16 protein-coding genes are annotated in these 21,374 nt (G+C 69.7%); 8 read left to right on the top strand and 8 right to left on the bottom strand.

Annotated elements, in window-relative coordinates; translation table 11 throughout:
- Window positions 1-64: 64 nt before the first annotated feature.
- Entirely contained in the window at window positions 65-1,267 is a 1,203-nt protein-coding gene (locus AB7I40_RS08770) for a helix-turn-helix domain-containing protein (protein ID WP_428345584.1), read from the top strand.
- A gap of 60 nt (window positions 1,268-1,327) precedes the next feature.
- Window positions 1,328-2,449, top strand: a complete 1,122-nt coding sequence (locus AB7I40_RS08765; protein ID WP_428345583.1) for an endonuclease/exonuclease/phosphatase family protein — start codon at window positions 1,328-1,330, stop codon at window positions 2,447-2,449.
- An 80-nt stretch (window positions 2,450-2,529) separates the two neighbouring features.
- Here the strand turns inward: AB7I40_RS08765 and AB7I40_RS08760 are convergent, their stop codons facing one another.
- The 5 genes from AB7I40_RS08760 to AB7I40_RS08740 all read right to left on the bottom strand — a co-directional run bounded on the left by AB7I40_RS08760 (window position 2,530) and on the right by AB7I40_RS08740 (window position 7,828).
- On the bottom strand, window positions 2,530-3,996 hold the full coding sequence (locus AB7I40_RS08760; protein WP_428345582.1) for a DEAD/DEAH box helicase: 1,467 nt from the start codon (window positions 3,994-3,996) through the stop codon (window positions 2,530-2,532).
- Between the two features lie 204 nt (window positions 3,997-4,200).
- Window positions 4,201-5,358: a CaiB/BaiF CoA transferase family protein gene (locus tag AB7I40_RS08755; RefSeq protein ID WP_428345581.1), complete on the bottom strand. Its 1,158-nt coding sequence runs from the start codon at window positions 5,356-5,358 to the stop codon at window positions 4,201-4,203.
- Between the two features lie 57 nt (window positions 5,359-5,415).
- Window positions 5,416-6,147 carry an amino acid ABC transporter ATP-binding protein gene (locus AB7I40_RS08750; RefSeq protein ID WP_428345580.1) on the bottom strand — a complete coding sequence of 244 codons (732 nt, stop codon included), beginning with the start codon at window positions 6,145-6,147 and terminating at the stop codon, window positions 5,416-5,418.
- Window positions 6,144-6,989 carry an amino acid ABC transporter permease gene (locus AB7I40_RS08745; RefSeq protein WP_428345579.1) on the bottom strand — a complete coding sequence of 282 codons (846 nt, stop codon included), beginning with the start codon at window positions 6,987-6,989 and terminating at the stop codon, window positions 6,144-6,146. The genes AB7I40_RS08750 and AB7I40_RS08745 overlap by 4 nt, the downstream gene beginning before the upstream one ends.
- Entirely contained in the window at window positions 6,986-7,828 is an 843-nt protein-coding gene (locus tag AB7I40_RS08740) for an ABC transporter substrate-binding protein (RefSeq protein WP_428345578.1), read from the bottom strand. Before AB7I40_RS08740 ends, AB7I40_RS08745 begins: the two co-directional genes overlap by 4 nt.
- 187 nt (window positions 7,829-8,015) lie before the next feature.
- Here AB7I40_RS08740 and AB7I40_RS08735 point away from each other — a divergent pair, with 187 nt between their 5' ends.
- The 6 genes from AB7I40_RS08735 to AB7I40_RS08710 all read left to right on the top strand — a co-directional run bounded on the left by AB7I40_RS08735 (window position 8,016) and on the right by AB7I40_RS08710 (window position 15,986).
- The gene (locus AB7I40_RS08735; protein WP_428345577.1) at window positions 8,016-8,561 is read left to right on the top strand and encodes a PadR family transcriptional regulator; all 546 of its coding nucleotides are present in this window, start codon (window positions 8,016-8,018) and stop codon (window positions 8,559-8,561) included.
- Entirely contained in the window at window positions 8,558-10,702 is a 2,145-nt protein-coding gene (locus tag AB7I40_RS08730; protein ID WP_428345576.1) for an NADPH-dependent 2,4-dienoyl-CoA reductase, read from the top strand. The genes AB7I40_RS08735 and AB7I40_RS08730 overlap by 4 nt, the downstream gene beginning before the upstream one ends.
- Window positions 10,703-10,726: 24 nt before the next feature.
- Window positions 10,727-11,437 (top strand): pirin family protein, encoded by a 711-nt coding sequence (locus tag AB7I40_RS08725; RefSeq protein WP_428345575.1) that lies wholly within the window; start codon window positions 10,727-10,729, stop codon window positions 11,435-11,437.
- 86 nt (window positions 11,438-11,523) lie between these two features.
- Complete coding sequence (locus AB7I40_RS08720) at window positions 11,524-12,489, top strand: sigma-70 family RNA polymerase sigma factor (RefSeq protein ID WP_428345574.1); 966 nt, start codon at window positions 11,524-11,526, stop codon at window positions 12,487-12,489.
- Window positions 12,490-12,491: 2 nt separating this feature from the next.
- Window positions 12,492-13,085 (top strand): TIGR03086 family metal-binding protein, encoded by a 594-nt coding sequence (locus AB7I40_RS08715; RefSeq protein WP_428345573.1) that lies wholly within the window; start codon window positions 12,492-12,494, stop codon window positions 13,083-13,085.
- A gap of 126 nt (window positions 13,086-13,211) precedes the next feature.
- The gene (locus tag AB7I40_RS08710; RefSeq protein ID WP_428345572.1) at window positions 13,212-15,986 is read left to right on the top strand and encodes a helix-turn-helix transcriptional regulator; all 2,775 of its coding nucleotides are present in this window, start codon (window positions 13,212-13,214) and stop codon (window positions 15,984-15,986) included.
- A gap of 42 nt (window positions 15,987-16,028) precedes the next feature.
- Here AB7I40_RS08710 and zwf read toward each other — a convergent pair whose 3' ends face one another.
- From zwf to AB7I40_RS08695, 3 genes are all read right to left on the bottom strand, one after another.
- Window positions 16,029-17,492, bottom strand: coding sequence for a glucose-6-phosphate dehydrogenase (zwf, locus tag AB7I40_RS08705; RefSeq protein WP_428345571.1), 1,464 nt, complete (start codon window positions 17,490-17,492; stop codon window positions 16,029-16,031).
- A gap of 57 nt (window positions 17,493-17,549) precedes the next feature.
- The gene (locus AB7I40_RS08700; RefSeq protein ID WP_428345570.1) at window positions 17,550-18,974 is read right to left on the bottom strand and encodes an NAD-dependent succinate-semialdehyde dehydrogenase; all 1,425 of its coding nucleotides are present in this window, start codon (window positions 18,972-18,974) and stop codon (window positions 17,550-17,552) included.
- Between the two features lie 76 nt (window positions 18,975-19,050).
- Window positions 19,051-21,195, bottom strand: coding sequence for a M4 family metallopeptidase (locus AB7I40_RS08695; protein WP_428345569.1), 2,145 nt, complete (start codon window positions 21,193-21,195; stop codon window positions 19,051-19,053).
- Window positions 21,196-21,374: the final 179 nt, after the last annotated feature.

The following is a 21,374-nucleotide window of genomic DNA, read 5'->3' as shown; positions in this document are numbered from 1 at the left end:
TCATGACTGGTGGTGGTGAATTCGCCCCACTGTTTTGTTCGCTGCGAACAAGAGAGGCGGGGGCATGACGCTCAGTGGGCCCGGCAGATCAGCCGAGGGAATCGAACTGCCACCCGACATCGCGGAGGCCATGCGGCTGCACCTGCCGACCGTGGCCGACCGCACGGTGGCTGCGGTGATCGCCGAGGTGCCCAGCTATGAGGGCGCCCTGGCCGGACCGATGGGGGAGACGATCCGGGCAGCTGTCCAGCTGGCGCTGGGCGGCTTCCTCAACCTGGCGACCCGCTCGCGGCGCTCCGACCCGGGTACGCCGCTCGCCCCGGCACTCGAGGGTGCCTACCGGCTGGGCAGGGGGGAGGCGATCAGCGGGCGCAGCATGGAGGCGCTGCTGGCGGCGTACCGGATCGGGGCGCGCACCGCGTGGCGAGACATGGCCGACGTTGCCGTCAGCAACGGGCTCAGCGCTTCGGCCCTGACCTCGTTCGCGGAGCTGGTCTTCGCCTACATCGACGAGCTGTCGGCGGCGAGTGCGGCCGGCCACACCGACGAGCTGGAGAGCAGCGGACGGTTGCGGCGGCGCAACCTCGAGCGTCTGGCCCGCGCCCTGCTGACCGGAGCGCCGGCCGATGCGGTGGTGGCTGCCGCCGAGCGAGCCGAGTGGGCGCCACCGGCCGCGCTGACCGCCGTCCTGCTGCCGGAGTCCCAGGTGCGACCGGTTCTCACGGCTGTCGACCCCAGGACCCTGAACCCCGCCGAGGACCTCCCCAACGCCCCCGAAGGCCTCGCCCTGCTCCTGGTGGCTGAGGCCCGCCCAGGCACGGCCACCTCGCGCACCCGCCTGCTGCGCGTGGTCGCCGACCACCAGGCCGTGGTGGGCCCCACCCTCCCGTGGCTGGAAGTGGCGGGCTCCTACCACCGTGCGCTGCGCTGCCACGCCCTGCCGGGGGTGGCCGGGACGACGGTCGACAGCGACACCCGCCTGGCCGAGATCGTGCTGTCTGCCGACCCCGCCGCCCTCGCCGACCTGCGGGCGCGGGTCCTGGAGCCCTTGTCGGGCCTGCGGCCGGCAGCGATCGAGAAGCTCACCGAGACCCTGCGGTCCTGGTTGCTGCACCACGGTCGACGCGACGAGATCGCAGCCGAGCTGTTCGTGCACGGGCAGACGGTCCGCTACCGGGTGAGTCAGCTGCGTGAGGTGTACGGCGACCGGCTGGACGACCCCGCCTTCGTGCTCGACGCCACGATCGCGCTCGGGTCGGCCGGCTAGTCCGTATCAGGTGGGGCTGCACCGGACTCCTCCAGAGCAGCACCGGAAGGGGTGGCGACCATGCGACTGGCGTCGTTCAACGTGGAGAACCTGTTCGCGCGCCCGAAGGCCATGGACGCCAGCGAGGGTGACGCAGCCACCCGACGCGCGGTCCTGGCGGCCCAGGCCCGCCTCTCGGACCTGTTCGAGCTGGCCGACTACGGGCCGGTGGAGGCCGAGATCCTCTCCCTTCTCGAGACCCTCGGCATCGCCGAGGACGACGACGGGGAGTTCGTCCGGCTGCGCAAGCTCCGCGGACAGCTGCTGCGGCGGCCGCACCACGGCCCGGTCGAGGTCGTCGCCGAAGGCCGCGCCGACTGGGTCGGGTGGGTGGAGCTCACGACCGTCGCCGTCCACGAGCGCGCCACCGAGAACACCGCACGGGTCATCCACGAGCTCGACGCCGACGTGATGACCGTCGTGGAGGCCGACAACCGCCCCGACCTCGACCTGTTCAGCAGGTCCCTGCTGCCAGCGGTCGGCGGCACGCCGTACGAGCAGGTCATGGTGGTGGAGGGCAACGACTCACGAGGCATCGACGTGGGGCTGCTGGCGCGGGCGCCGTACCGGCTGGTGCAGCTGCGCACCCACATCTTCGACGAGGACGACCAGGGCCAGGTCTTCTCACGCGACTGCTGCGAATACCACCTGCAGACCCCGCTGGGCACCAGGCTCGTGGTCCTGGCCAACCACTTCAAGTCCAAGGGCTACAGCTCACCGGGAGACCCGATCGGCGCCGCCCGGCGACTGCGCCAGGCCACCCGGGTCGCGGCGGTCTACGAGAGCCTGCTGGCCGAGGGCATCGACCATGTGGCGGTCACCGGCGATCTCAACGACGATCCGTCCAGCGCCGCCCTCGTCCCCCTCCTCGCCACAGACCTGCGAGACGTGAGCGAGTACGACGGATTCGACTGGAACCACCGCCGGGGCACCTACGGCTCGGGCAACGAGAGCCAGAAGATCGACTACGTTCTGCTCTCGGCCGCCCTGTTCGCCCGGGTGGTCGGCGGCGGGGTGTTCCGCAAGGGCGTGTGGCACGGCAACCGGACCACGGACCCGTGGGACCTGTTTCCTACCTTGGAGCGCGAGGAGCACCAGGCCTCGGACCATGCCGCGATCTATGCGGACCTGACCGACTTCTGAGCAGGTGTCCTCAGACGACGAACGCGGTTGATCGGTCCAGACTGGCTGGAGCGATCAACCGCGTTGAAGTCGAGTGTGGGTCAGCGACCCGAGCTGAAGCCGGCCGCGCTGTGCGACCCGCCCCCACGCGAGGAGCCACCGGCCGGACGGCCGCCTGAGCGACCTCCGGAGCGACCAGCCTTGGGTGCAGAGCCGCCGGCACCCTGGCCGCCGGTGCGACGCGAACGCTGACCGCCGTTGCCCGCCGACGAACCTCCGGACTTGGCGCCGCTGCGCGAGCGGTTGCCGCCACCGTTGCCACCGCCGGAGCGACCGCGGTTGCGACCGCCGCCACCCTGGACCTCGGGCTCGGAGACCGGGAGGCCTCCGGCGACGACCACGCGCTCGCCGGGGGCGAGCTTGACCAGCATCGGGTGGGCGGCGCCGTCGATCCGGGTCGTGGTGGCGGTGATGCCTGCGGCCCGGGTCAGGCTGCGCACGTCGCGCACCTGGTCGTCGGTCATGAGCGTGATGACGGTGCCCTCGTTGCCGGCGCGCGCCGTACGGCCCGAGCGGTGCAGGTAGGCCTTGTGCTCGACCGGCGGGTCGGCGTGCACCACGAGGGCGACGTCGTCGACGTGGATGCCGCGCGCGGCGATGTCGGTGGCCACGAGTGCGGTGGCCTTGCCGGAGTGGAACGCCTCCATGTTGCGGGTGCGCGCGCCCTGGCTCAGGTTGCCGTGGAGCTCGACGGCGGTGACGCCGTTCTTGTTCAGCTGACGGGTCAGGGCCTTGGCACCGTGCTTGGTGCGGGTGAAGACCATGGTGCGCCCCGGAGCGCTCGTGAGGTCGATGAGGACCCCGAGCCGGTGCTCACGGTTCACGTGCAGCACGTGGTGCGACATGGTGGAGACCGGCGACTGGGCGGAGTCGGCCTCGTGCGTGACGGGGCTGACCAGGAACTGCTTGACCAGGCCGTTGATCGCGCCGTCGAGAGTCGCGGAGAACAGCAGCCGCTGGCCCGACTTCGGGGTCTGGGCGAGCAGGCGCTTGACCGACGGCAGGAAGCCGAGGTCGGCCATGTGGTCGGCCTCGTCGAGGATCGTGACCTGCACGTCGCCCAGCGAACAGGCGCCCTGCTGGATCAGGTCCTCAAGACGGCCGGGGCAGGCGATGACGATGTCGACGCCCTTGCGGAGCGCCTGGACCTGCGGGCCCTGGCCGACACCACCGAAGACGGTGCGGGTGCTCAGGCCGGTGGCCTTCGCGAGCGGGATCAGGGCCTGCTCGATCTGACCGACCAGCTCGCGGGTCGGGGCCAGGATCAGGGCACGGGGTGCCTTCGGGGCCGGGCGACGGTTGCTCGCGGTGAGGCGGGCGACCAGCGGAAGGAGGAACGCGTAGGTCTTGCCGGAGCCGGTGCGGCCACGGCCGAGCACGTCGCGCCCGGCGAGGGAGTCGGGCAGGGTCGCTGCCTGGATGGGAGTCGGGCTCGTGATGCCGAGGTCAGCCAGGAGGGCGGACAGGTCTGCGGGCACGCCGAGGTCGACGAAAGATGAAGAAGACAAGAGAGAATTCGCTATCAGTTGGTGTGTCTCACCAAGCCGTTCCCGCCGGCGGCGGGAGTAGGAAAGCGTTGTGCTCGCGTTGTGTCGCGAGGGGCGCTCTCTGCTGTGAAGCGAGTTCGCGCCGGCAGCCCGAGGTAAGACTTGGCGGGCCGTTGTCTACAAGAGTAGAGCACCTGACTCGGAATCGGTGAATCAACGCCCGCGTCAGGCCTGGACGGCGGCCCCTGACGCGAGGAGCGCGTCCACGTCACGGATTCCCCAGGCCAGCAAGGCGTCCCGGGTCTGCTGACCTGCGGCGGACGGTGGCGAGGTCAACGTCGCCTCGGTCCGGGAGAAGCGCGGGGCGGGCGCCGGCTGCACGGCCCCGTCGCGCTGCACGAACACCCCTCGGGAGACCAGGTGCGGCTCCTCGGCGGCCTCGGCCATCGTCAGCACCGGGAACACGCAGGCGTCGCTGCCCTCGAACACCGTCGCCCACTCGGCCATCGTCCGCGACGCGATCCGGTCGCCGATGAGTCCGCGCAGCTCGCCGTACCGCTCGGTGTCGGCCTGGCCAGGCGCGTCGTCGGGGAGCCCGAGGAGGCGGACCAGTTCGGCGAAGAACTGCGGCTCGAGGGCTCCGACCGACAGGTGCCGGCCGTCGGAGGTGGCATACACGTCGTAATAGGGCAGCCCGCCGTCGAGCAGGTTGACCCCGCGGGCCTCGGTGAGGGTGCCGCTGGCCAGCATCGCGGAGGCCATCGAGTTCAGGTGCGCGGTGCCGTCCACGATGGCCGCGTCGACCACCTGCCCCTGACCGGAGAGACGTGCCTCCAGCAGGGCGGCGAGCAACCCGATGACCAGGTACGTCGACCCGCCACCGAAGTCCCCGACCAGGTTCGAGGGGAAGTGCGGTCGGGCCGGATCCTGCCCCATCCCGAAGAGGGCGCCGGTCATCGCGACGTAGTTGAGGTCGTGACCCGCTGCCTGCGACCACGGCCCGTGCTGGCCCCAGCCGGTCATCCGACCGTAGACCAGGGCGGGGTTGACCGCCATCGTCTCCTCAGGTCCCAGCCCGAGCCGCTCGGTCACGCCGGGGCGCATGCCCTCCACCAGGATGTCGGCATCCGCCACCAGGTCGAGCACCACCTGCACCGCAGCCGGGTCCTTCAGGTTGAGGGCCACGCTGGGGCGCCCACGGTTGAGGAAGTCGTTGGTCGGCAGGATCGCCAGGGACGAGCCGCCGGGCCGCTCCACGCGGATCACGTCGGCGCCCAGGTCGGCCAGGATCATGCAGGCGTGCGGACCGGGCCCGATCCCCGCGATCTCGACGACCTTGACACCGCGAAGCGGTCCGGTGCCCTGTCCCAGTTCGACGCTCATGGCCGCGAGGCTATCGGCCGACCTGTCGGCGCGATCCTCAGGGACGTCTGCGACAGGTCACAGGACGCGGCGCAGGAACTCCCGGGTGCGGTCCTCGCGTGGAGCGGCGAAGATCCGCTCGGGCGAGCCCTGCTCCAGGATCCGGCCCTGGTCGAGGAAGCAGACCTTGGTGGCGACCTCGCGGGCGAACGCCATCTCGTGGGTGGCCAGGATCATCGTCATCCCGCGGTCCGCCTCGGCGCGCACGATCTCCAGGACGTCGCCGACCAGTTCCGGGTCCAGCGCCGCGGTGATCTCGTCGAGGAGCAGCAGCCGGGGCTGGGTGCACAGCGCCCTGACCAGGGCGACGCGCTGCTGCTGGCCGCCCGACAGCGCATCCGGGTGGGCGTCTGCCTTGTCGGCCAGTCCGAACCGGGCCAGCAGGTCGAGCGCCCGGTCACGCGCCTCGCGCGCACCCACCCGATGCACCTTCACCGGAGCGAGGGTGCAGTTGTCCATCACGCTCAGGTGCGGGAACAGGTTGTAGGCCTGGAACACCATCCCGATCTCGCGGCGCACCTCGCGGGGATCGACCAAGGGGTCGGACACCTCCCGGTCACCGAACGTGATGGTGCCGTCGTCGACGCTCTCGAGCAGGTTGAGGCAGCGTAGGAGAGTGGACTTGCCCGAGCCGCTGGAGCCGATCAGGCAGATCACGTCGTGCACGTTGACCGTCAGGTCGATGTCGCGCAGCACCACCTTGTCGCCGTAGGACTTGCGAAGGTTCTCGACCGTGAGCAGCTCAGTCATCGTCCGCCCCGTTCCCGGCGCTGGGCGCGTGCACTCAGCCAGTCGGTGAACCGGGCCAGGGGCACCGTCACCACGACGAAGAACGCCGCGGTGACCAGCAGCGGCGTGTAGTTGAAGTTGAAGTTGCCGTAGTCCTGCGCGGCGTACAACGCCTCGGTCACCCCCACCGCCGAGACCAGGGCGGTGTCCTTCTGCAGGGACACGAAGTCGTTCATCAACGGCGGTACGACGCGGCGCAGCGCCTGCGGCAGGATCACGAAGCGCATGGACTGTGCACGAGTTAGGGCCAGGGCCTCTGCCGATGCCAGCTGCGAGGGGTGGATCGACTCGATGCCTGCGCGCACCACCTCGGCCACATAGGCGCCGTACGACAGCACGAGCGCGGAGGTCGTCAGCCAGAACAGGCTGGTGGTGACGCCCTGGAGGTTCAGCGCCGGGATGCCAAGCGCGAACAGCACCACGACCAGCAGCGTCGGCACCCCGCGCAGGAGGTCGGTGTAGACGATGGCGAGCAGCCGCAGCGGAGCGAGCCACGGCGAGATGGTGTGCCGGGTGACGGCGACCATGATGCCGATCACCAGGATGATGGGCTCGGCGATCAGGAACATCCGCACGTTGACCCAGAAGCCGTCACGGATCGCCGGGAACGACGCCTTGGCGTCCTCCCAGCTCAGGAACAGGTCGCGGAAGCGCGGCCATCCGGGTGACGAGGTCACCCCAGCCACCAGCAGGCCGAGCACCACCACCGTGACGAGGGTGGCGATGAGCGCACGTCGACGGCTCAGGCGGCGCGCGACACTCTCCCGCTCGAGCTGACGGACGCTCGGGGACCAGTCCTTCACTGCAGGACGGGTACGTCGACCACGTCGGAGAGCCACTTCTGCTCGAGCTCGGCCAGCGTGCCGTCGTCCTTCAGCGCCTGCACCGCCTCGTTGATGCAGGGCAGCAGCTCACTGCCCTTCTGCATCAGCAGGCCGAACTCCTCCGGCGCGCCACCGGTCGGGAACTGTCCGGTGATCGTGCCCTCGGGGATCTCGACCGCGGTGATGTAGAAGGCCGTCGGGAGGTCGGCCACGATGGCGTCGACCTGGCCGTTGAGCAGCGCCTGCTTGGCGACGTTGGTGTTGGGGAACACCAGCGGCTCACTGGTGGGCTGGATGTCGTCGCGGATCGCGGTGAGCGAGGTCGTCCCGGTCTGCGCCCCGAGCTTGAGGTCCTTGAGCGCGGACAGGGTCGAGGCAGCAGCGGCATCCTTCTTCAGGGTGATGACCGCCTGGGCCGCGGAGTAGTAGCCGTCGGAGAAGTCGACGACCTTCTGGCGCGCCGGGGTGATCGAGATCTGGTTGATGTCGAAGTCGAACCGCTTCTCACCAGGTGCATACGAGTTGTTGAACGGCACCTTGACCCAGGTCACATCGTTCTTGTCGAAGCCGAGCTGGTCGGCGACCGCATAGGCGACGGCCGATTCGAAGCCCTGCCCGTTGGCCGGCTTGTTGTCGACGAACCACGGCTCGTAGGCCGGCGAGTCCGTGGCCACCGTCAGGCTGCCGGGCAGGAGGACCGGCAGATCCGCCGTCGCGCAGGAGTCCGCCTCGGTCACGGTCTCGGCCTCGTCCTGAGGCGCGCAGGCCAGCACGGACAGGGCGAGGGGGGCCAGCAGGAGCAAGGGCTTCAGGCGCATGGAGGAATGGTAGGACCCGCGGCAGGCGCGGCGCAGCGGCGGCCGACCCCAGTGCTGTGGGTCACCTTGGCTTGCAACTCGTTGCATAGGGGAAGAGACTGATCTCGACAAGCTCGATCAACGACGTCGAGCGGCTCGATCAACATCAAGCAGCTCGATCAACATCAGGCTCGACCAGCGGAGGACCATGGCTCTGGAACACGCGCTTCTGGTCTCGCTCAGCGAGCGGCCGGCCGCCGGTCTCGAGCTGACCCGCCGCTTCGAGAGGTCCATCGGGTTCTTCTGGGCCGCCACCCACCAGCAGATCTACCGCACCCTGGCCCGGATGGAGGCCGACGGCTGGGTGAGCAGCACGGTCGTCTCCCAGCAGGGCCGCCCGGACAAGAAGGTGTACGCCGTGTCGCCCCAGGGCCAGGACGTGCTCGCCGCCTGGCTGACCACGCCCAGCCCCCAGCCCAACCCCCGCAGCGACCTCTCGGTGAAGATGCGCGGCGCATCGTTCGCGGCCGACCGGGACGCGGTGCTCGACGTCGTACGCGCGGACCTGGCCGAGCACCGCACCCGCCTTGCCTACTACCAACAGCTCGAGAAGCGCGACTACCCCACCCCCGGGACCCTCAACGGTCTCGAGCTCGACCAGCACCTCGTGCTCCGCGGCGGCATCCGCCTCGAGGAGTTCTGGGTGTCCTGGCTCGAGGAGTACCTGCACGCCCACGAAAGGCCCACCTCATGACCTATCCCCACCTGCTCGCGCCGATCACGATCGGTTCCACCACGCTGCGCAACCGGGTGGTGATGGGGTCGATGCACACCGGCCTCGAGGACCGGGTCTGGGACATCAGCAAGCTGGCGGCGTACTTCGCCGAGCGCGCCGCTGGTGGGGTCGGGCTCATCGTGACCGGGGGCTACGCGCCGAACAAGCGCGGTTGGCTCAAGCCGTTCGGCTCGGAGATGACCACCCGCCTGCAGGCCATGCGGCACCGGGAGATCACCGATGCGGTGCACGCGCACGACGGCCGGATCGCCCTGCAGATCCTGCACGCAGGCCGCTACGGCTACCACCCCTTCAGCGTCTCCGCGAGCAACCGGCAGTCGCCGATCACCCCGTTCAAGCCGCACGCCCTGTCCGCTCGTGCCGTGGACCGGACCGCGACCGACTTCGCAAAGTCCGCCGCCCTCGCACAGAAGGCCGGGTACGACGGCGTCGAGATCATGGGCTCCGAGGGCTACCTCATCAACCAGTTCCTGGCCAGCCGCACCAACGACCGCTCCGACCGCTGGGGTGGCACCGCTGAGAAGCGCATGCGCTTCGCGATCGAGATCGTGCGACGCACCCGAGAGCTCGTCGGGCCCGACTTCCTCGTGCAGTACCGGATCTCCCTGCTCGACCTGGTCGAGCACGGCCAGTCCTGGGACGAGGTGGTGGCCCTGGCCAAGGCTCTGGAAGCGGCCGGAGTCGACATCTTCAACACCGGCATCGGCTGGCACGAGGCGCGGGTGCCCACCATCATCACCCAGGTCCCTCCGGGGGCGTGGCGCGCCACGACCGCCCGGCTGCGACCCGAGGTCGGCGTCCCGGTGTGCGCCTCCAACCGCATCAACACCCCCGAGCTGGCCGAGGAGATCCTGGCTGCCGGGGAGGCCGACCTGGTCTCCATGGCGCGACCGTTCCTGGCCGACCCAGAGTTCGTGACCAAGGCGGCAGCCGGGCGCGCCGACGAGATCAACACCTGCATCGGCTGCAACCAGGCCTGCCTCGACCACGTGTTCGCCAACGAGCACGCCTCCTGCCTGGTCAACCCGCGGGCCTGCCGGGAGACCACGTTGGTGCTCACGCCGATCGTGGTCTCGACAAGCTCGACCACCGAGACGCAGCGCTCGACCACCGAGACGCAGCGCTCGACCACCGACACGCAGCGCTCGACCACCGACAGAGGCGGCTCGACCACCGAGATGCAGCGCTCGACCACCACCACGGCGAGGTCCGTGGCGGTCGTGGGGGCGGGGCCCGCGGGCCTGGCGGCCGCCGTGTCGGCCGCCGAGCGCGGCTTCGAGGTCACCCTGTTCGAGAAGTCGGACGAGCTGGGAGGTCAGTTCCGGCTGGCGATGGCGGTGCCCGGCAAGGAGGACTTCGCCGAGACCCTGCGCTACTACCGCCGACGGCTCCAGGTGCTGGGTGTCGAGGTCCGGCTCGACACCACGGCAACGGCGGCCGATCTCGTGGCGTTCGACGAGGTCATCGTCGCCACGGGCGTCGAGCCACGACTCCCGCAGTTCCCGGGCAGCGACGACCCCCGCGTGGTGTCCTACGCCGACGTGCTCAGTGGCCGGGTCACCGTCGGGCGTCGGGTGGCGGTGATCGGGGCCGGCGGCATCGGCGTGGACGTCAGCCACTACCTCACCCACGACCCCGAGGACACCCTCGAGGACTGGATGGCGCACTGGGGCGTCGGCGACCCGACCGTGCATCCGGGCGGACTCACCGACAAGCTGCCGCGCACCCCCGTACGCGACGTGACGCTGCTGCAGCGCAAGACCTCGACGATCGGTCGCGGCCTGGCCAAGACCTCCGGTTGGGCACACCGGGCAGTGCTCAAGGACTCCGGGGTCACGATGGTCCCGGGAGCCACCTACGACCGGTTCGACGACGCCGGGCTCCACGTGAGGGTGACCGGGAAGGACGGGCGGCGGTCCGAACGGGTCATCGAGGTCGACCACGTGGTGCTCTGTGCCGGACAGGAGTCGGTGCGCGAGGTGTACGACGACCTCCCGGACGGGCGAGCGGCACACCTGATCGGCGGTGCCGACGTGGCCGCCGAGCTCGATGCGAAGCGCGCGATCGAGCAGGGCACCCGGGTCGTCGCAGCGCTCTGAGCCCTCAGGGGGCACGATGGGGGCATGTCCTCCCCCGTGATCCGCCGTGCCGGCGACCGTTATCGCAGCGACGCGGAGGGGCGATCGACGTACCACTCGTTCTCGTTCGGGCCGAGCTATGACCCCGCCAACATCTCCTTCGGCGGGCTCGTGGCCCACAACGACGAGCGCATCGAGCCCGGGCACGGCTACCCCGACCACCCGCACCGTGACCTGGAGATCGTCACCTGGGTGCTGTCGGGGGCACTGACCCATCGTGACGCCTCCGGAGCCACCCAGGTCATCACGCCCGGCCAGGTCCAGCGGATGTCGGCCGGCACCGGGATCGTGCACTCGGAGACCGTGGAGCCCGACGCCGGCGCGACCCGCTTCATCCAGACCTGGGTCCGGCCCAGCAACGCCGGTGGCGTGCCGTCGTACTCGGCAGCCACGGCACGGCCCAAGACCGACGAGCTCACAGCACTGGCCTCGGGGGTCCGTCCACATGCGCTGGTCCGGATCGGCGCCGCGGCCAGCCTGTACGTCGCCCGCCTCGAGCAGGGCGTCACGCTGCCCGACGCGCAACTGCTGCACGTCTTCGTGGCCTCGGGCTCGATCAAGCTCGGCGACGACGTCCTCGACGACGGAGACGCTGCCCGGCTCACCGATCTGGGCTCCATGCCGATCGCGGTCTCCGGTGACGCCCCGGCGGAGGTCCTCGTGTGGGCCTTCCGCGAGTCGGGCCGACGCGGCTGACCCTGGTGCTGCTCGACGGCCGATGAGTTCCGCTGTCGACGCAGGTCCACCTGTCGAGGCAGACTTGAGGCCGCGGGAGGAGCAGGATGAGCATCGATCAGGACGTGACGGCGACGACGGAGGAGTTCCCGGAGGTTGCCCAGCGCTACCGGCGTGAGCTGCTGGCGCACTGCTACCGGATGACGGGCTCGGTCTACGAGGCTGAGGACCTGGTGCAGGAGACCTACCTGCGGGCATGGCGCGCCTACGAAGGTTTCGAGGGCCGCTCGTCGGTGCGCACCTGGCTCTACCGGATCGCGACCAACGTGTGCCTGACCAATCTCGAGGGAAAGGACCGGCGTCCCTTGCCCACCGGGCTCGGCACCGTCGTCTCCCGGCCGGGAGACGAGCTGGTCGAGGAGTCCGAGATCCCGTGGCTGGAGCCGGTCCCTGACACGGCCGTGATGGTGACCGAGCGGGACTCGATCCGGTTGGCGTTCGTGGCGGCGCTGCAGCACCTCCCCGCCCGCCAGCGCGCCGTCCTCATCCTGCGCGACGTGCTGCGCTGGAAGGCCGCGGAGGTCGCTGAGGCGCTGGGCACCAGCACCGCGGCGGTGAACTCGGCGCTGCAGCGGGCCCACGCCCAGCTCGCGGCCAAGGGGCTGAGCGAGGACAGTGTGGTGCCCGACCTGGACCCACGGCAGCAGGACCTTCTGGACCGCTACGTCGACGCGTTCTGGCGCAAGGACATCGACGCCATCGTGGGGATGCTCACCGCCGACGCCGTCTGGGAGATGCCGCCCTACACCGCCTGGTACCGCGGCGCCGAGACCATCGGACGCCTGATCGACGGCCAGTGTCCCGGCGGGGTGCACGACATGGTGATGCTGCCGACGTCGGCCAACGGCCAGCCGGCGTTCGGGCTCTACATGCGCACCGCGCGGGGCAACTTCGTCCCGTTCCACCTGCAGGTGCTCACCACCGACGGTGAGCGGGTCAGCCACGTCGGAGCGTTCTTCGACACCCGGCTGTTCGCCACCTTCGGGCTGCCTCCCAGCCTCCCTGCGCGCTGACCATGGCCGGCCCGCCCGGCACCCGCCTCGAGGCCCTGCCGCCGGCGGTGTCGCTGCTCGAGCGCTCCATCGGCTTCACCCGGGTGGCGTTGATGGACGTCACCGCAGACTCGCTGCGCAACCCGACGCCCTGTCGTGCCTGGGACCTCGCCCAACTCCTGGCCCACATGGATGACGCGCTCGACGCCTTCGCCCAGGCTGGCTCGGGTGCCGTCGACCTGGTGCCGCTGCGGTCCTCGCCACAGGTGCTGGAGCGGATCCGGGGCAAGGCCTGTGCCCTGCTGGCCGCCTGGTCGCAGGCCGACCCGGCGGCGATCCTCATCGGGGACCGGGAGCTGCCGGCGGCCGTGCTCGTGCGCGCCGGGGCCCTCGAGATCGCGGTGCACGGATGGGACGTCGGGCAGGCGACCGGGCACCCCAGGGACCTGCCCGAGGACCTGGCCCGACACCTGCTGCCGATCGCCACCGACCTGGTCGAGGACGCCGATCGACCCCACCGGTTCGGACCTAGGGTCGCGGTTGCAGAGGGTCGGGGCCCCCAGTTTTCGGCGTCGTACGGCGCCGAATTGCTGGGGTTTCTAGGCCGCTTTGCCTGACAACCCCAGCAACCCCAACCCCTGCTGGGGGAAAGACCACCCCGACTGACTATTCCCACTGGTCCCTAGCCGTCAATTGGCTGTCCGGCTGGTGCATTTTTCAAGGACTGTCCCTAAGTTGGAGACATGGTGGGGGCCTACGTACTAGAACGCGACACTGAGACCACAATTTTGGGCAAGCTGATTTCCCGAGCCGCTGGCGGCCGGGGCAGCTTGGTGGCTATTGAAGGGCCGGCGGGTATCGGCAAGACCCGTCTTCTGGCTCATGCTCGGCAACTCGCCACCAACTCCGGTTGGCGGGTGCTGGACACACGTTGTACTCCGATGAGCAGCACGATCGGCTATTGCGTCCTGCGTGACTGGTTCGGGACGCTGGCGCATCGTGCCGGCGAGGGAGTGCACCCGTTCGACGGTCCTGGTCGCGCCCTGCGCGAGCTGGCCGACGGGCACGACCGCTCGATCGGCGACCTGACCTACGCCGTGCGTTGGGTCCTCGAGGACCTGACCTCGGAGCAGCCGATGCTGCTGGTCGTCGACGACCTCCAGTGGGCCGACAAGGCCTCGGTGGAGTCACTCGACCTGCTGGCGACCGCCCTGCAGCAGCTGCCGTGCCTGGTCGTCTTCACGGTGCGCTCCGGCGAGCCGGTCGCGGCATCGGAGTCGCTCAACCGGCTCCTGGGTGCCAGCACGGTGCTGACGCCCGCGCCGCTGTCGCGCGAAGCCGTCGCCGAGCAGGTCCGCGCCGTCCGGCCGCGTGCCGGCGACGCCGAGATCGACGCCCTGCACCGCAAGTCCGGAGGGGTCCCGTTCTTCGTCAACGAGCTGATCGCTGACACCAGCGGCACTCCGGACGCCGTCGTCGGGTCGATCAGCGGACGACTGAGCCGGCTCAACCCGACCGCGACCACGACCGCGCGGGCCGTCTGCCTGCTCGGCTCGCAGGCCAGCGTCGGTCTGGTGGCCGCACTCACCGGCCACCCGCTCGCCTCGGTCGCCGACGACATCTCGACCCTGGTGAGCGCACAGATCCTGACCCCACACGGTGGTCACCTGCGTGGCACGCACCCGCTGATCGCCCAGGCAGTCCTGGCGCCGATGTCGGCGCACGAGTCGTCCGAGCTGCACCACCGCGCTGCCCAGGTCCTGATGGGCCGCGGGGCAGCTCGCTCGGTCATCGCCTCACACCTGCTGCAGACCCTTCCCGGCACCGACCCCGTGGTCCGCGAACGCCTGCGCGAGCAGGGTGAGAGCGATCTGGCTTCGGGTTCACTCGAGGAGGCCGGCCGCTACCTGTCCCGCGCCGTCGCCGAAGGACCGGTCACCGCTGCCGACGTCGACCTGATGTCGGCCGCCGCCCGCGCCCTGGCCGGGCAGCGACTGCTCGACGACGCTCTGGCGCTGTGGGAGCGAGCCACTGAGCTCGCCGAGGATGACATCACTCGGGACCGCCTGCGGGCCGAGGCCGGCGACGCGCTCATGGTGGCCGGGCGTCACCTGGACGCGCAGGACGCCTTCGGGGCCCGACAGGACCCCGATTCGGGACGCCAGCGTCTGTTCGCCCGCATGGTGCTGGCGGGACTGCTCAACGGGGTCTCCCTGGACTACCTCCGGGCACAGGTCAGCGACGTCCTGGCCAAGCCGCCGCTCGGCGACACCCAGGAGGAGCGCCTCAGCCTCGCGGCCGCGTCCGTGGTGCTCACCTTCGAGTGCCAGGACGGCGAGCGGGCCCGCGACCTCGCGATCCGGGCCATCGGAAACGGCGCGATGCTGCAGGACGAGAGTGCCGAGGGCTCGATGCTCTACCTCGCCACCAGCGTCCTGCACTGGATGTCGGCCTTCAGCGAGGGCGACGCCATCCTCACCTCCGCGATCGACGACGCCACCGCACGCAAGGCATCGATGGCCCTGGCCACCGCCTCGTTGTGCCGCGGCAACATCCGGATGCACATGGGGATGATCTCCGAGGCGCTGGTGGACCTCGAGGTGGCTCTCGCCCAGCGCACCCATGGCTGGAACGCCTTCATGGCGCCCCTGCTGGCTGCTCTGGTCGAGTGCCGGATCGCCCGTGGTGAGCTCGACCGCGTCGCGGACCACCGTGACGAGCTCGAGGAGCTCACCCACGCGCCCGGTCTCACCGGAGCCTTCGCCACCTACGCACTGGCGGACCTGGCCGCGGCCCACGCCGACCACGAGCAGGCCGCGCACCTCTACGCGCAGGTCGGTCGACTGGTCGACGGCCGCATGGACAACCCGGCGATCCTGCCGTGGCGCGCCGGCGAGGCGCTGTCCCGGATCCGGATGGGTCAGCCTCGTGAGGCCGTCAACCTGGCCCGCGAGAATGCCGACCGCGCCCGGGCCTTCGGGGGGCCCTACGCGATCGCCCAGGCGCTGCGCACCTTGGCAGCCGTCGACGCCACGGGTGACCGGGTCGGGATGCTGCGCGAGGCCCTGGCCGCGCTGCAGCAGACCCAGGCACCGCGCCTCGAGGCACAGGTGGCCACCGATCTGGCCGGCATGCTGCTGCTCACGCAGGGCATGGGCGACACCCGCGAGCCCGTCGTACTCCTGCGGCGCGCGGAGTCCTACGCCGCCTTCCAGGAGCTGCGCCCGCTCAGCGACCGGGTGCACCGGATCCTGGAGCGGATCGGGGAGCCGGTGAAGCGTTCGACGACGGAGAACCTGACCTCGTTGACCGCCTCGGAGCGCCGGGTGGCCGATCTGGCTGCCTCGGGGCTGTCCAACCGGCAGATCGCGCAGCAGCTGTTCGTGACCGTCAAGGCCGTCGAGTGGCACCTGTCCAACGTCTACCGCAAGCTCGGCATCCGTTCGCGCACCCGCCTCCCTGGGTTGCTCAACGTGCCGAGCCAGCGCACCGGGGGACTCACCCAGCGCGCCGTCTGACCCAGACAGGTCAGTGAGGCCTCACCCCATCGGGGTGGGGCCTTACTTCTTGTCGCGCCACTTCCGCTCGAACGGCAGCCGCCAGGCCCGCGGAGCGATGAGCTGGTGGATCTGGTTGGGGCCCCAGGAGCCGTCGGGGTAGGTGCGCACCGGCGGCGGGTTGTCGAGCAGCGGCTCGGAGATCTCCCACAGCCTCTCGACACCCTCGGCCGTCGTGAACAGGGTGTGGTTGCCCTTCACCGCGTCCAGGATCAGACGCTCGTAGGCCTCGAGCACCGAGCCGGACCACGCGCTCTCCTCCACCGAGAACTGCATCGACAACTTGTCCAGGCGGAAGTCCGGTCCCGGGCGCTTGCCGTAGAAGGACAGGGACATCTTCGAGGAGTCAGCCAGGTCGAAGGTGAGGTGGTCGGGCCCGTTCTGCCCGATCCCCGAACCCTCGGGGAACATCGACTGCGGAGGCTCCTTGAAGGCGATGGAGATGATGCGCTGCCCCTCGGCCATCTTCTTGCCGGTGCGCAGATAGAACGGCACGTCGGCCCAGCGCCAGTTGTCGACGTAGCACCTCAGGGAGATGAAGGTCTCGGTCTCTGAGCCGGGCGCCACCCCGGGCTCGGACTGGTAGGAGTCGTACTGACCCCGGACCACGTCGGCCGGCTGGATGGGCAACATGGAGCGGAAGACCTTGTTCTTCTCCACGGTGATCGCGTCGGGATCCAGGCCCGTCGGTGCCTCCATCGCGGTGAACGCCAGCACCTGGAACAGGTGCGTGACCACCATGTCGCGATAGGCACCGGTGGCCTCGTAGAACTCGGCGCGCGACTCCAGCCCCAGCTTCTCGGGAACGTCGATCTGGACGTGGTCGATCATGTTGCGATGCCAGATCGGCTCGAACAGTCCGTTGGCGAACCGGAACGCCAGGATGTTGAGCGCCGCCTCCTTGCCCAGGAAGTGGTCGATGCGGAAGATCTGGCTCTCGTCGAAGACCGCGTGCAGGGCCGCATTGAGCACCTTGGCCGAGGCCAGGTCGGTGCCGAACGGCTTCTCCATGATGATCCTGGTGCCCTCCACCAGGCCGGCCTCACCGAGCGTGGCGATCACGGCCAAGGCCGCCCTCGGCGGCACCGACAGGTAGGCCAGCCGGTTCTGCGGCTCGGTCAGCCCCGCCTCGGCCTCGGCCAGGCCGGCAGTGAGGTTCTCGACCGTCGGCGGACCGGCCCAGAACAGCCGCTTGGAGAACTCGTCCCAGTCACCCTGGCTGACCTCGTCGCCGTGCTCGGTGACCGCCGCATGGGCGAACTCGATGAACGAGTCGCGGGTGTGTTCCTCCAGGGAGGTGCCCAGCACCTGCATGTTGGGCAGCAGCCCCGAACGCAGCAGGTGCAGCAGGCCCGGGAGCAGCTTGCGCTTGGACAGGTCGCCCGTCGCCCCGAAGAGGATGACGGTGGTCGGGGGTCCCGGGGTGCCCAGGGGATGCCTTCCCGAAGCGGTGTCTCTCTTTGCCATGTCATCGACCATGATCCAACCTTGTCACGCGAGCGGCTCAGGCGCGTTGCGCCGAGGTTACGACGTAGAGATCCCAACGTACTTGGTCTCGAGGTACTCATCTATGCCGTCGAAGCCACCCTCGCGACCGAAGCCGCTGGCCTTCATCCCGCCGAAGGGAGCAGCGGGATTCGACAGCAGCCCGGAGTTGATGCCGACCATGCCGTACTCGAGCCCCTCGGCGATCCGCAGTGCTCGGTCCAGGTCGGCGGTGTAGAAGTACGACGCCAGGCCGTACTCACTGTCGTTGGCGCGGGCCAGCGCCTCCTCGTCGGTGTGGAAGATCGTGATCGGAGCCACCGGCCCGAAGATCTCCTCCCGGTTGATCCGGGCACCGGCCGGGACGTCCACGAGCACCGTCGGCGGGTAGAAGTGCCCTGGACCGTCCAGCGTCGTTCCTCCGACGACCAGCCGGGCTCCGTCACTGACCGCGTCGGCGACCAGACCGGTCACCGAGGTGACCGCCTTGTCATCGATGAGGGGACCGACGTCGGTGCCCTCGTCCTGGCCACGTCCGACCGTGAGAGCAGACATCCGGGCCCCCAGCTTCTCGGCGAACTCGTCGGCGACCGAGGCGTGCACCAGGAACCTGTTGGCGGCCGTGCACGCCTCCCCCATGTTGCGCATCTTGGCGATCATCGCGCCGTCCACGGCGGCATCGACGTCGGCGTCCTCGAAGACCAGGAAGGGAGCGTTGCCGCCCAGCTCCATGGACACCCGCTGGAGCTTGTCGGCGGACTGCTTGACCAGGATCTTGCCGACGACCGTCGACCCGGTGAAGCTCACCTTGCGCAACCGGTCGTCGGCCATCAGTGCAGCCGAGACGACCGGCGAGTGGTGCGTGGTGATCACGTTCAGCACCCCGGCAGGGAGCCCGACATCGTGCAGCACCTCGGCGAGCTTGAGCATCGTGAGCGGGGTCAGCTCGGCGGGCTTGACGATCATCGTGCACCCGGCCGCGATGGCCGGACCGATCTTGCGGGTCCCCATCGCCAACGGGAAGTTCCACGGGGTGATCAGCAGACAGGGGCCCACCGGCTGCCGCATCGTCACAAGCCGGCTGCCACCGGCAGGGTTGGTGAGCCAGGTCCCCGTGATCCGCACCGCTTCCTCGGCGAACCAGCGGAAGAACTCGGCCCCGTAGGCGACCTCGCCCTTCGCCTCGGCAAGCGGCTTGCCCATCTCGAGGCTGATCAGCTTGGCGAAGTCGTCGGCCTGCTCGGTGATCGCCTCGAACGCCCGTCGCAGGATCTCACCCCGCTGGCGGGGCGGGGTGGCCGCCCAGCCGGCCTGCGCTGCGACTGCGGCATCGAGGGCGTCCAGGGCGTCCACCTCGGAGGCGTCGGCCACCGAGTCGATGGTCGAGCCGTCCGCGGGGTCGCGTACGTCGAATCGTGCACCACTGCGCGCCTCGCGCCATTCACCGTTGATGTAGAGGTCCATGGCGACAGCCTCGCACAGCAGACCGGCGCCCGGGGAGCCCCGGGCGCCGGTCTGGCGATGATGCGTCAGCAGCTGCTCACGGCACGTCGTACTTCAACGTGAAGGCACCGGAACCGGAGTAGGACAGGACCCTCCACCGGTAGGTTCCCGCAGCCGCGTTGTAGGTGATCTTCTCGGTGGCCGTGGATCCGAGGCTGGTCGCCACGTTGGTCCACGAGGAGCCGTTCCTCTTCTGCAGGTAGAGGTCGAAGTCCACCCCGCTCGGCCCGGTCAGGCAGCCGACGATCGGCCCCGCGACCGAAGCGAAACCGGTCGAGGAGGGTTTGTAGGTCGAGGCACGGTTGGCCAAGGTGCCGGTCGCGGTGACCTCGGAGCAGGTGCCGCCCGCGCCGGTGATCGTCCAGGTGAACGTCGTCGACCCCGCCGCACCGGTCGTGTCCGTCGCGGTGACGGTCACGCTCGCGGTGGTGGCCGTGGTCGGCGTACCCGAGATCAAGCCGGTCGAGGAGTTGATCGACAGACCCGCCGGCAGGCCGGTGGCCGTGTAGGTCAGCGTCTGGCCGGCAGCCGAGTCCGTGGCGGTGATCTGCAAGCTGGTCGCCGTGCCGGTGGCACCGCTCTGAGCGCCCGGGTTGGTGACCGTGACGGTGTTGTTGGACGTCGAGCAGGTGGGGTCAGCGGCCTGGGCCGGCACGCTCACCGCGTTCCACGCAGCCTTCACGGTGTTGAACTCGGCGCAGCTGCCCGGGTAGAGGTTCTTGGCAGCCGTCAGCGTCCAGGTGCGGTACTTCAGGTACGACGAGCTGGTGGTCTTCATCAGCATGGCGTTGTACATGATCTTGGCTGCGGCCTGGATGCCGAGCCCGGAGATCGTCGTGCCGTTGCAGGTGGAGCTGGTCGGCTGGCCGTTGGTGGGGTTGGTGCCCTCCGCCAGCAGGTAGAACCAGTGGTTGCCGGGACCAGCGGCGGCGTGGACCTCGGCGGTCGGCGTCGCGGCCGAGTAGCAGTTGTCGTCGCCGGCCAGGGACGGGTTGTACATGTAGCGGATCGGGCCGGTCCCGACCAGGTTGACCATCTCCCCGACCGTGTAGTCCGGGGTGTCCACCGCGTTGTTGGCGTACCACTCGGTCATCGCGCCGAAGGTGTCGGCGACGAACTCCTGCGTGTTGCCGTTCGAGATGCCGCCGGGCGTCTTGTCGTCGATGCCGTGGCCGAACTCGTGGGCGACGACGTCGATCTCACCGATCCACTTCCCGCCGGTCTGGGTGTGTCCGATCTGCACCTGGGTGCCGTCGTAGTAGGCATTGACGTCATTGAGGCCCACCCGGATCGGGACCCAGCCGCCGGTGCCGTTCATGCCGTTGCGTCCCAGCCACGAGGAGAGCATCTGACGCTCCATCTCCGCGGCGTAGAAGGCATCGACACAGCCGGTCTCGCGGTTGGTCGCGTCACCGTTGCCCCACAGGTCGTCCGACCCTGAGAAGGTCGCGTTGCCGGTGGCGTTCTGACACACGAGCGTCGCGGCGTTGGTGTTCTTCATGGAGTACGTCGAGCCCGACAGCGTAGTGGGCAGGCTGACCGACGAACCGGAGTAGGCCGAGTTGCCGGTGCCTTCCAGGACGTGCTCACGGGTGCCCAGCACCTTGCCGGAGCGGGCATCGACGTAGACCGAGAGACTCGAGGGGCTGGTGCCCTGCACCCCGGTGACCCGGGTCTCCCAGGCCAGGTGCGAGCCGGCCTTCTGCCAGACCACGAGCTTGGTGGCACTGGTGGAGTCGGTGCGGGAGAGCTGGCTTCGCGCGACGCCGGCCGCCGTGGACCTGCTCAGGGTCGGCGTGATCGAGGGGAGGGCGGTCTTGCGGCCCTGGGCGACCGACGTGGAGAGGACCTGACCGGCATCGTCGGTGACGACCACGAAGTCGCCTCCGACCACGGGCAGGCCGCGGTAGAGGCGGTCATAGGAAGCGAACTGGATCCCGTGCGAGGAGATGACGGGGTTGGCGACGTACGACTCCTGGGAGCCGATGCGCAGCTGCGGTGCCCGACTCGTGATCAGGTGGCGGGAGGTGGTGCGAGCCAACTGCTTGGCGTCCTTCCCCGCAGCTTTGGCGGTGTGGACGGTGGCCGGCTTGGTGCCGGCGTCGGCTCCGACCGGCAACGCGGCGACGGCTGAGCCGGCCAGAACGGTGGCTAGCAGACCACCCAGATATTTCCTCTTCATGTGCGCAACACTCTTCCTCGAAACGGCGGACCCGATCAGGCCGGCACGGGATGAGGTCGTCCGAGACGGTGGACGGCCGGATCGAAGCGTCACTCTCCCGTCGCAGGGGGTCAACGACTGGCCTCCCTCATGTTCGTGCAATGCACAAAGATGTCCCGCTCGCCGAGTCCGTCACGACC

The organism is Nocardioides sp. (assembly GCF_050246775.1).
Taxonomy (GTDB): Bacteria; Actinomycetota; Actinomycetes; order Propionibacteriales; family Nocardioidaceae; genus Nocardioides.
The sequence above is the reverse complement of the archived record's forward strand: the minus strand, read 5'-3'. Positions and strand labels throughout refer to the sequence as shown.

Coding starts and splice junctions, on each gene's coding strand:
- AB7I40_RS08715 (WP_428345573.1), top strand. CDS start 12,492: ATGGCCGGCCCGCCCGGCACCCGCCTCGAGGCCCTGCCGCCGGCGGTG.
- AB7I40_RS08755 (WP_428345581.1), bottom strand. CDS start 5,358: ATGAGCGTCGAACTGGGACAGGGCACCGGACCGCTTCGCGGTGTCAAG.
- AB7I40_RS08695 (WP_428345569.1), bottom strand. CDS start 21,195: ATGAAGAGGAAATATCTGGGTGGTCTGCTAGCCACCGTTCTGGCCGGC.
- AB7I40_RS08700 (WP_428345570.1), bottom strand. CDS start 18,974: ATGGACCTCTACATCAACGGTGAATGGCGCGAGGCGCGCAGTGGTGCA.
- AB7I40_RS08710 (WP_428345572.1), top strand. CDS start 13,212: ATGGTGGGGGCCTACGTACTAGAACGCGACACTGAGACCACAATTTTG.
- AB7I40_RS08720 (WP_428345574.1), top strand. CDS start 11,524: ATGAGCATCGATCAGGACGTGACGGCGACGACGGAGGAGTTCCCGGAG.
- AB7I40_RS08735 (WP_428345577.1), top strand. CDS start 8,016: ATGGCTCTGGAACACGCGCTTCTGGTCTCGCTCAGCGAGCGGCCGGCC.
- AB7I40_RS08765 (WP_428345583.1), top strand. CDS start 1,328: ATGCGACTGGCGTCGTTCAACGTGGAGAACCTGTTCGCGCGCCCGAAG.
- AB7I40_RS08725 (WP_428345575.1), top strand. CDS start 10,727: ATGTCCTCCCCCGTGATCCGCCGTGCCGGCGACCGTTATCGCAGCGAC.
- AB7I40_RS08730 (WP_428345576.1), top strand. CDS start 8,558: ATGACCTATCCCCACCTGCTCGCGCCGATCACGATCGGTTCCACCACG.
- zwf (WP_428345571.1), bottom strand. CDS start 17,492: ATGGCAAAGAGAGACACCGCTTCGGGAAGGCATCCCCTGGGCACCCCG.
- AB7I40_RS08740 (WP_428345578.1), bottom strand. CDS start 7,828: ATGCGCCTGAAGCCCTTGCTCCTGCTGGCCCCCCTCGCCCTGTCCGTG.
- AB7I40_RS08750 (WP_428345580.1), bottom strand. CDS start 6,147: ATGACTGAGCTGCTCACGGTCGAGAACCTTCGCAAGTCCTACGGCGAC.
- AB7I40_RS08770 (WP_428345584.1), top strand. CDS start 65: ATGACGCTCAGTGGGCCCGGCAGATCAGCCGAGGGAATCGAACTGCCA.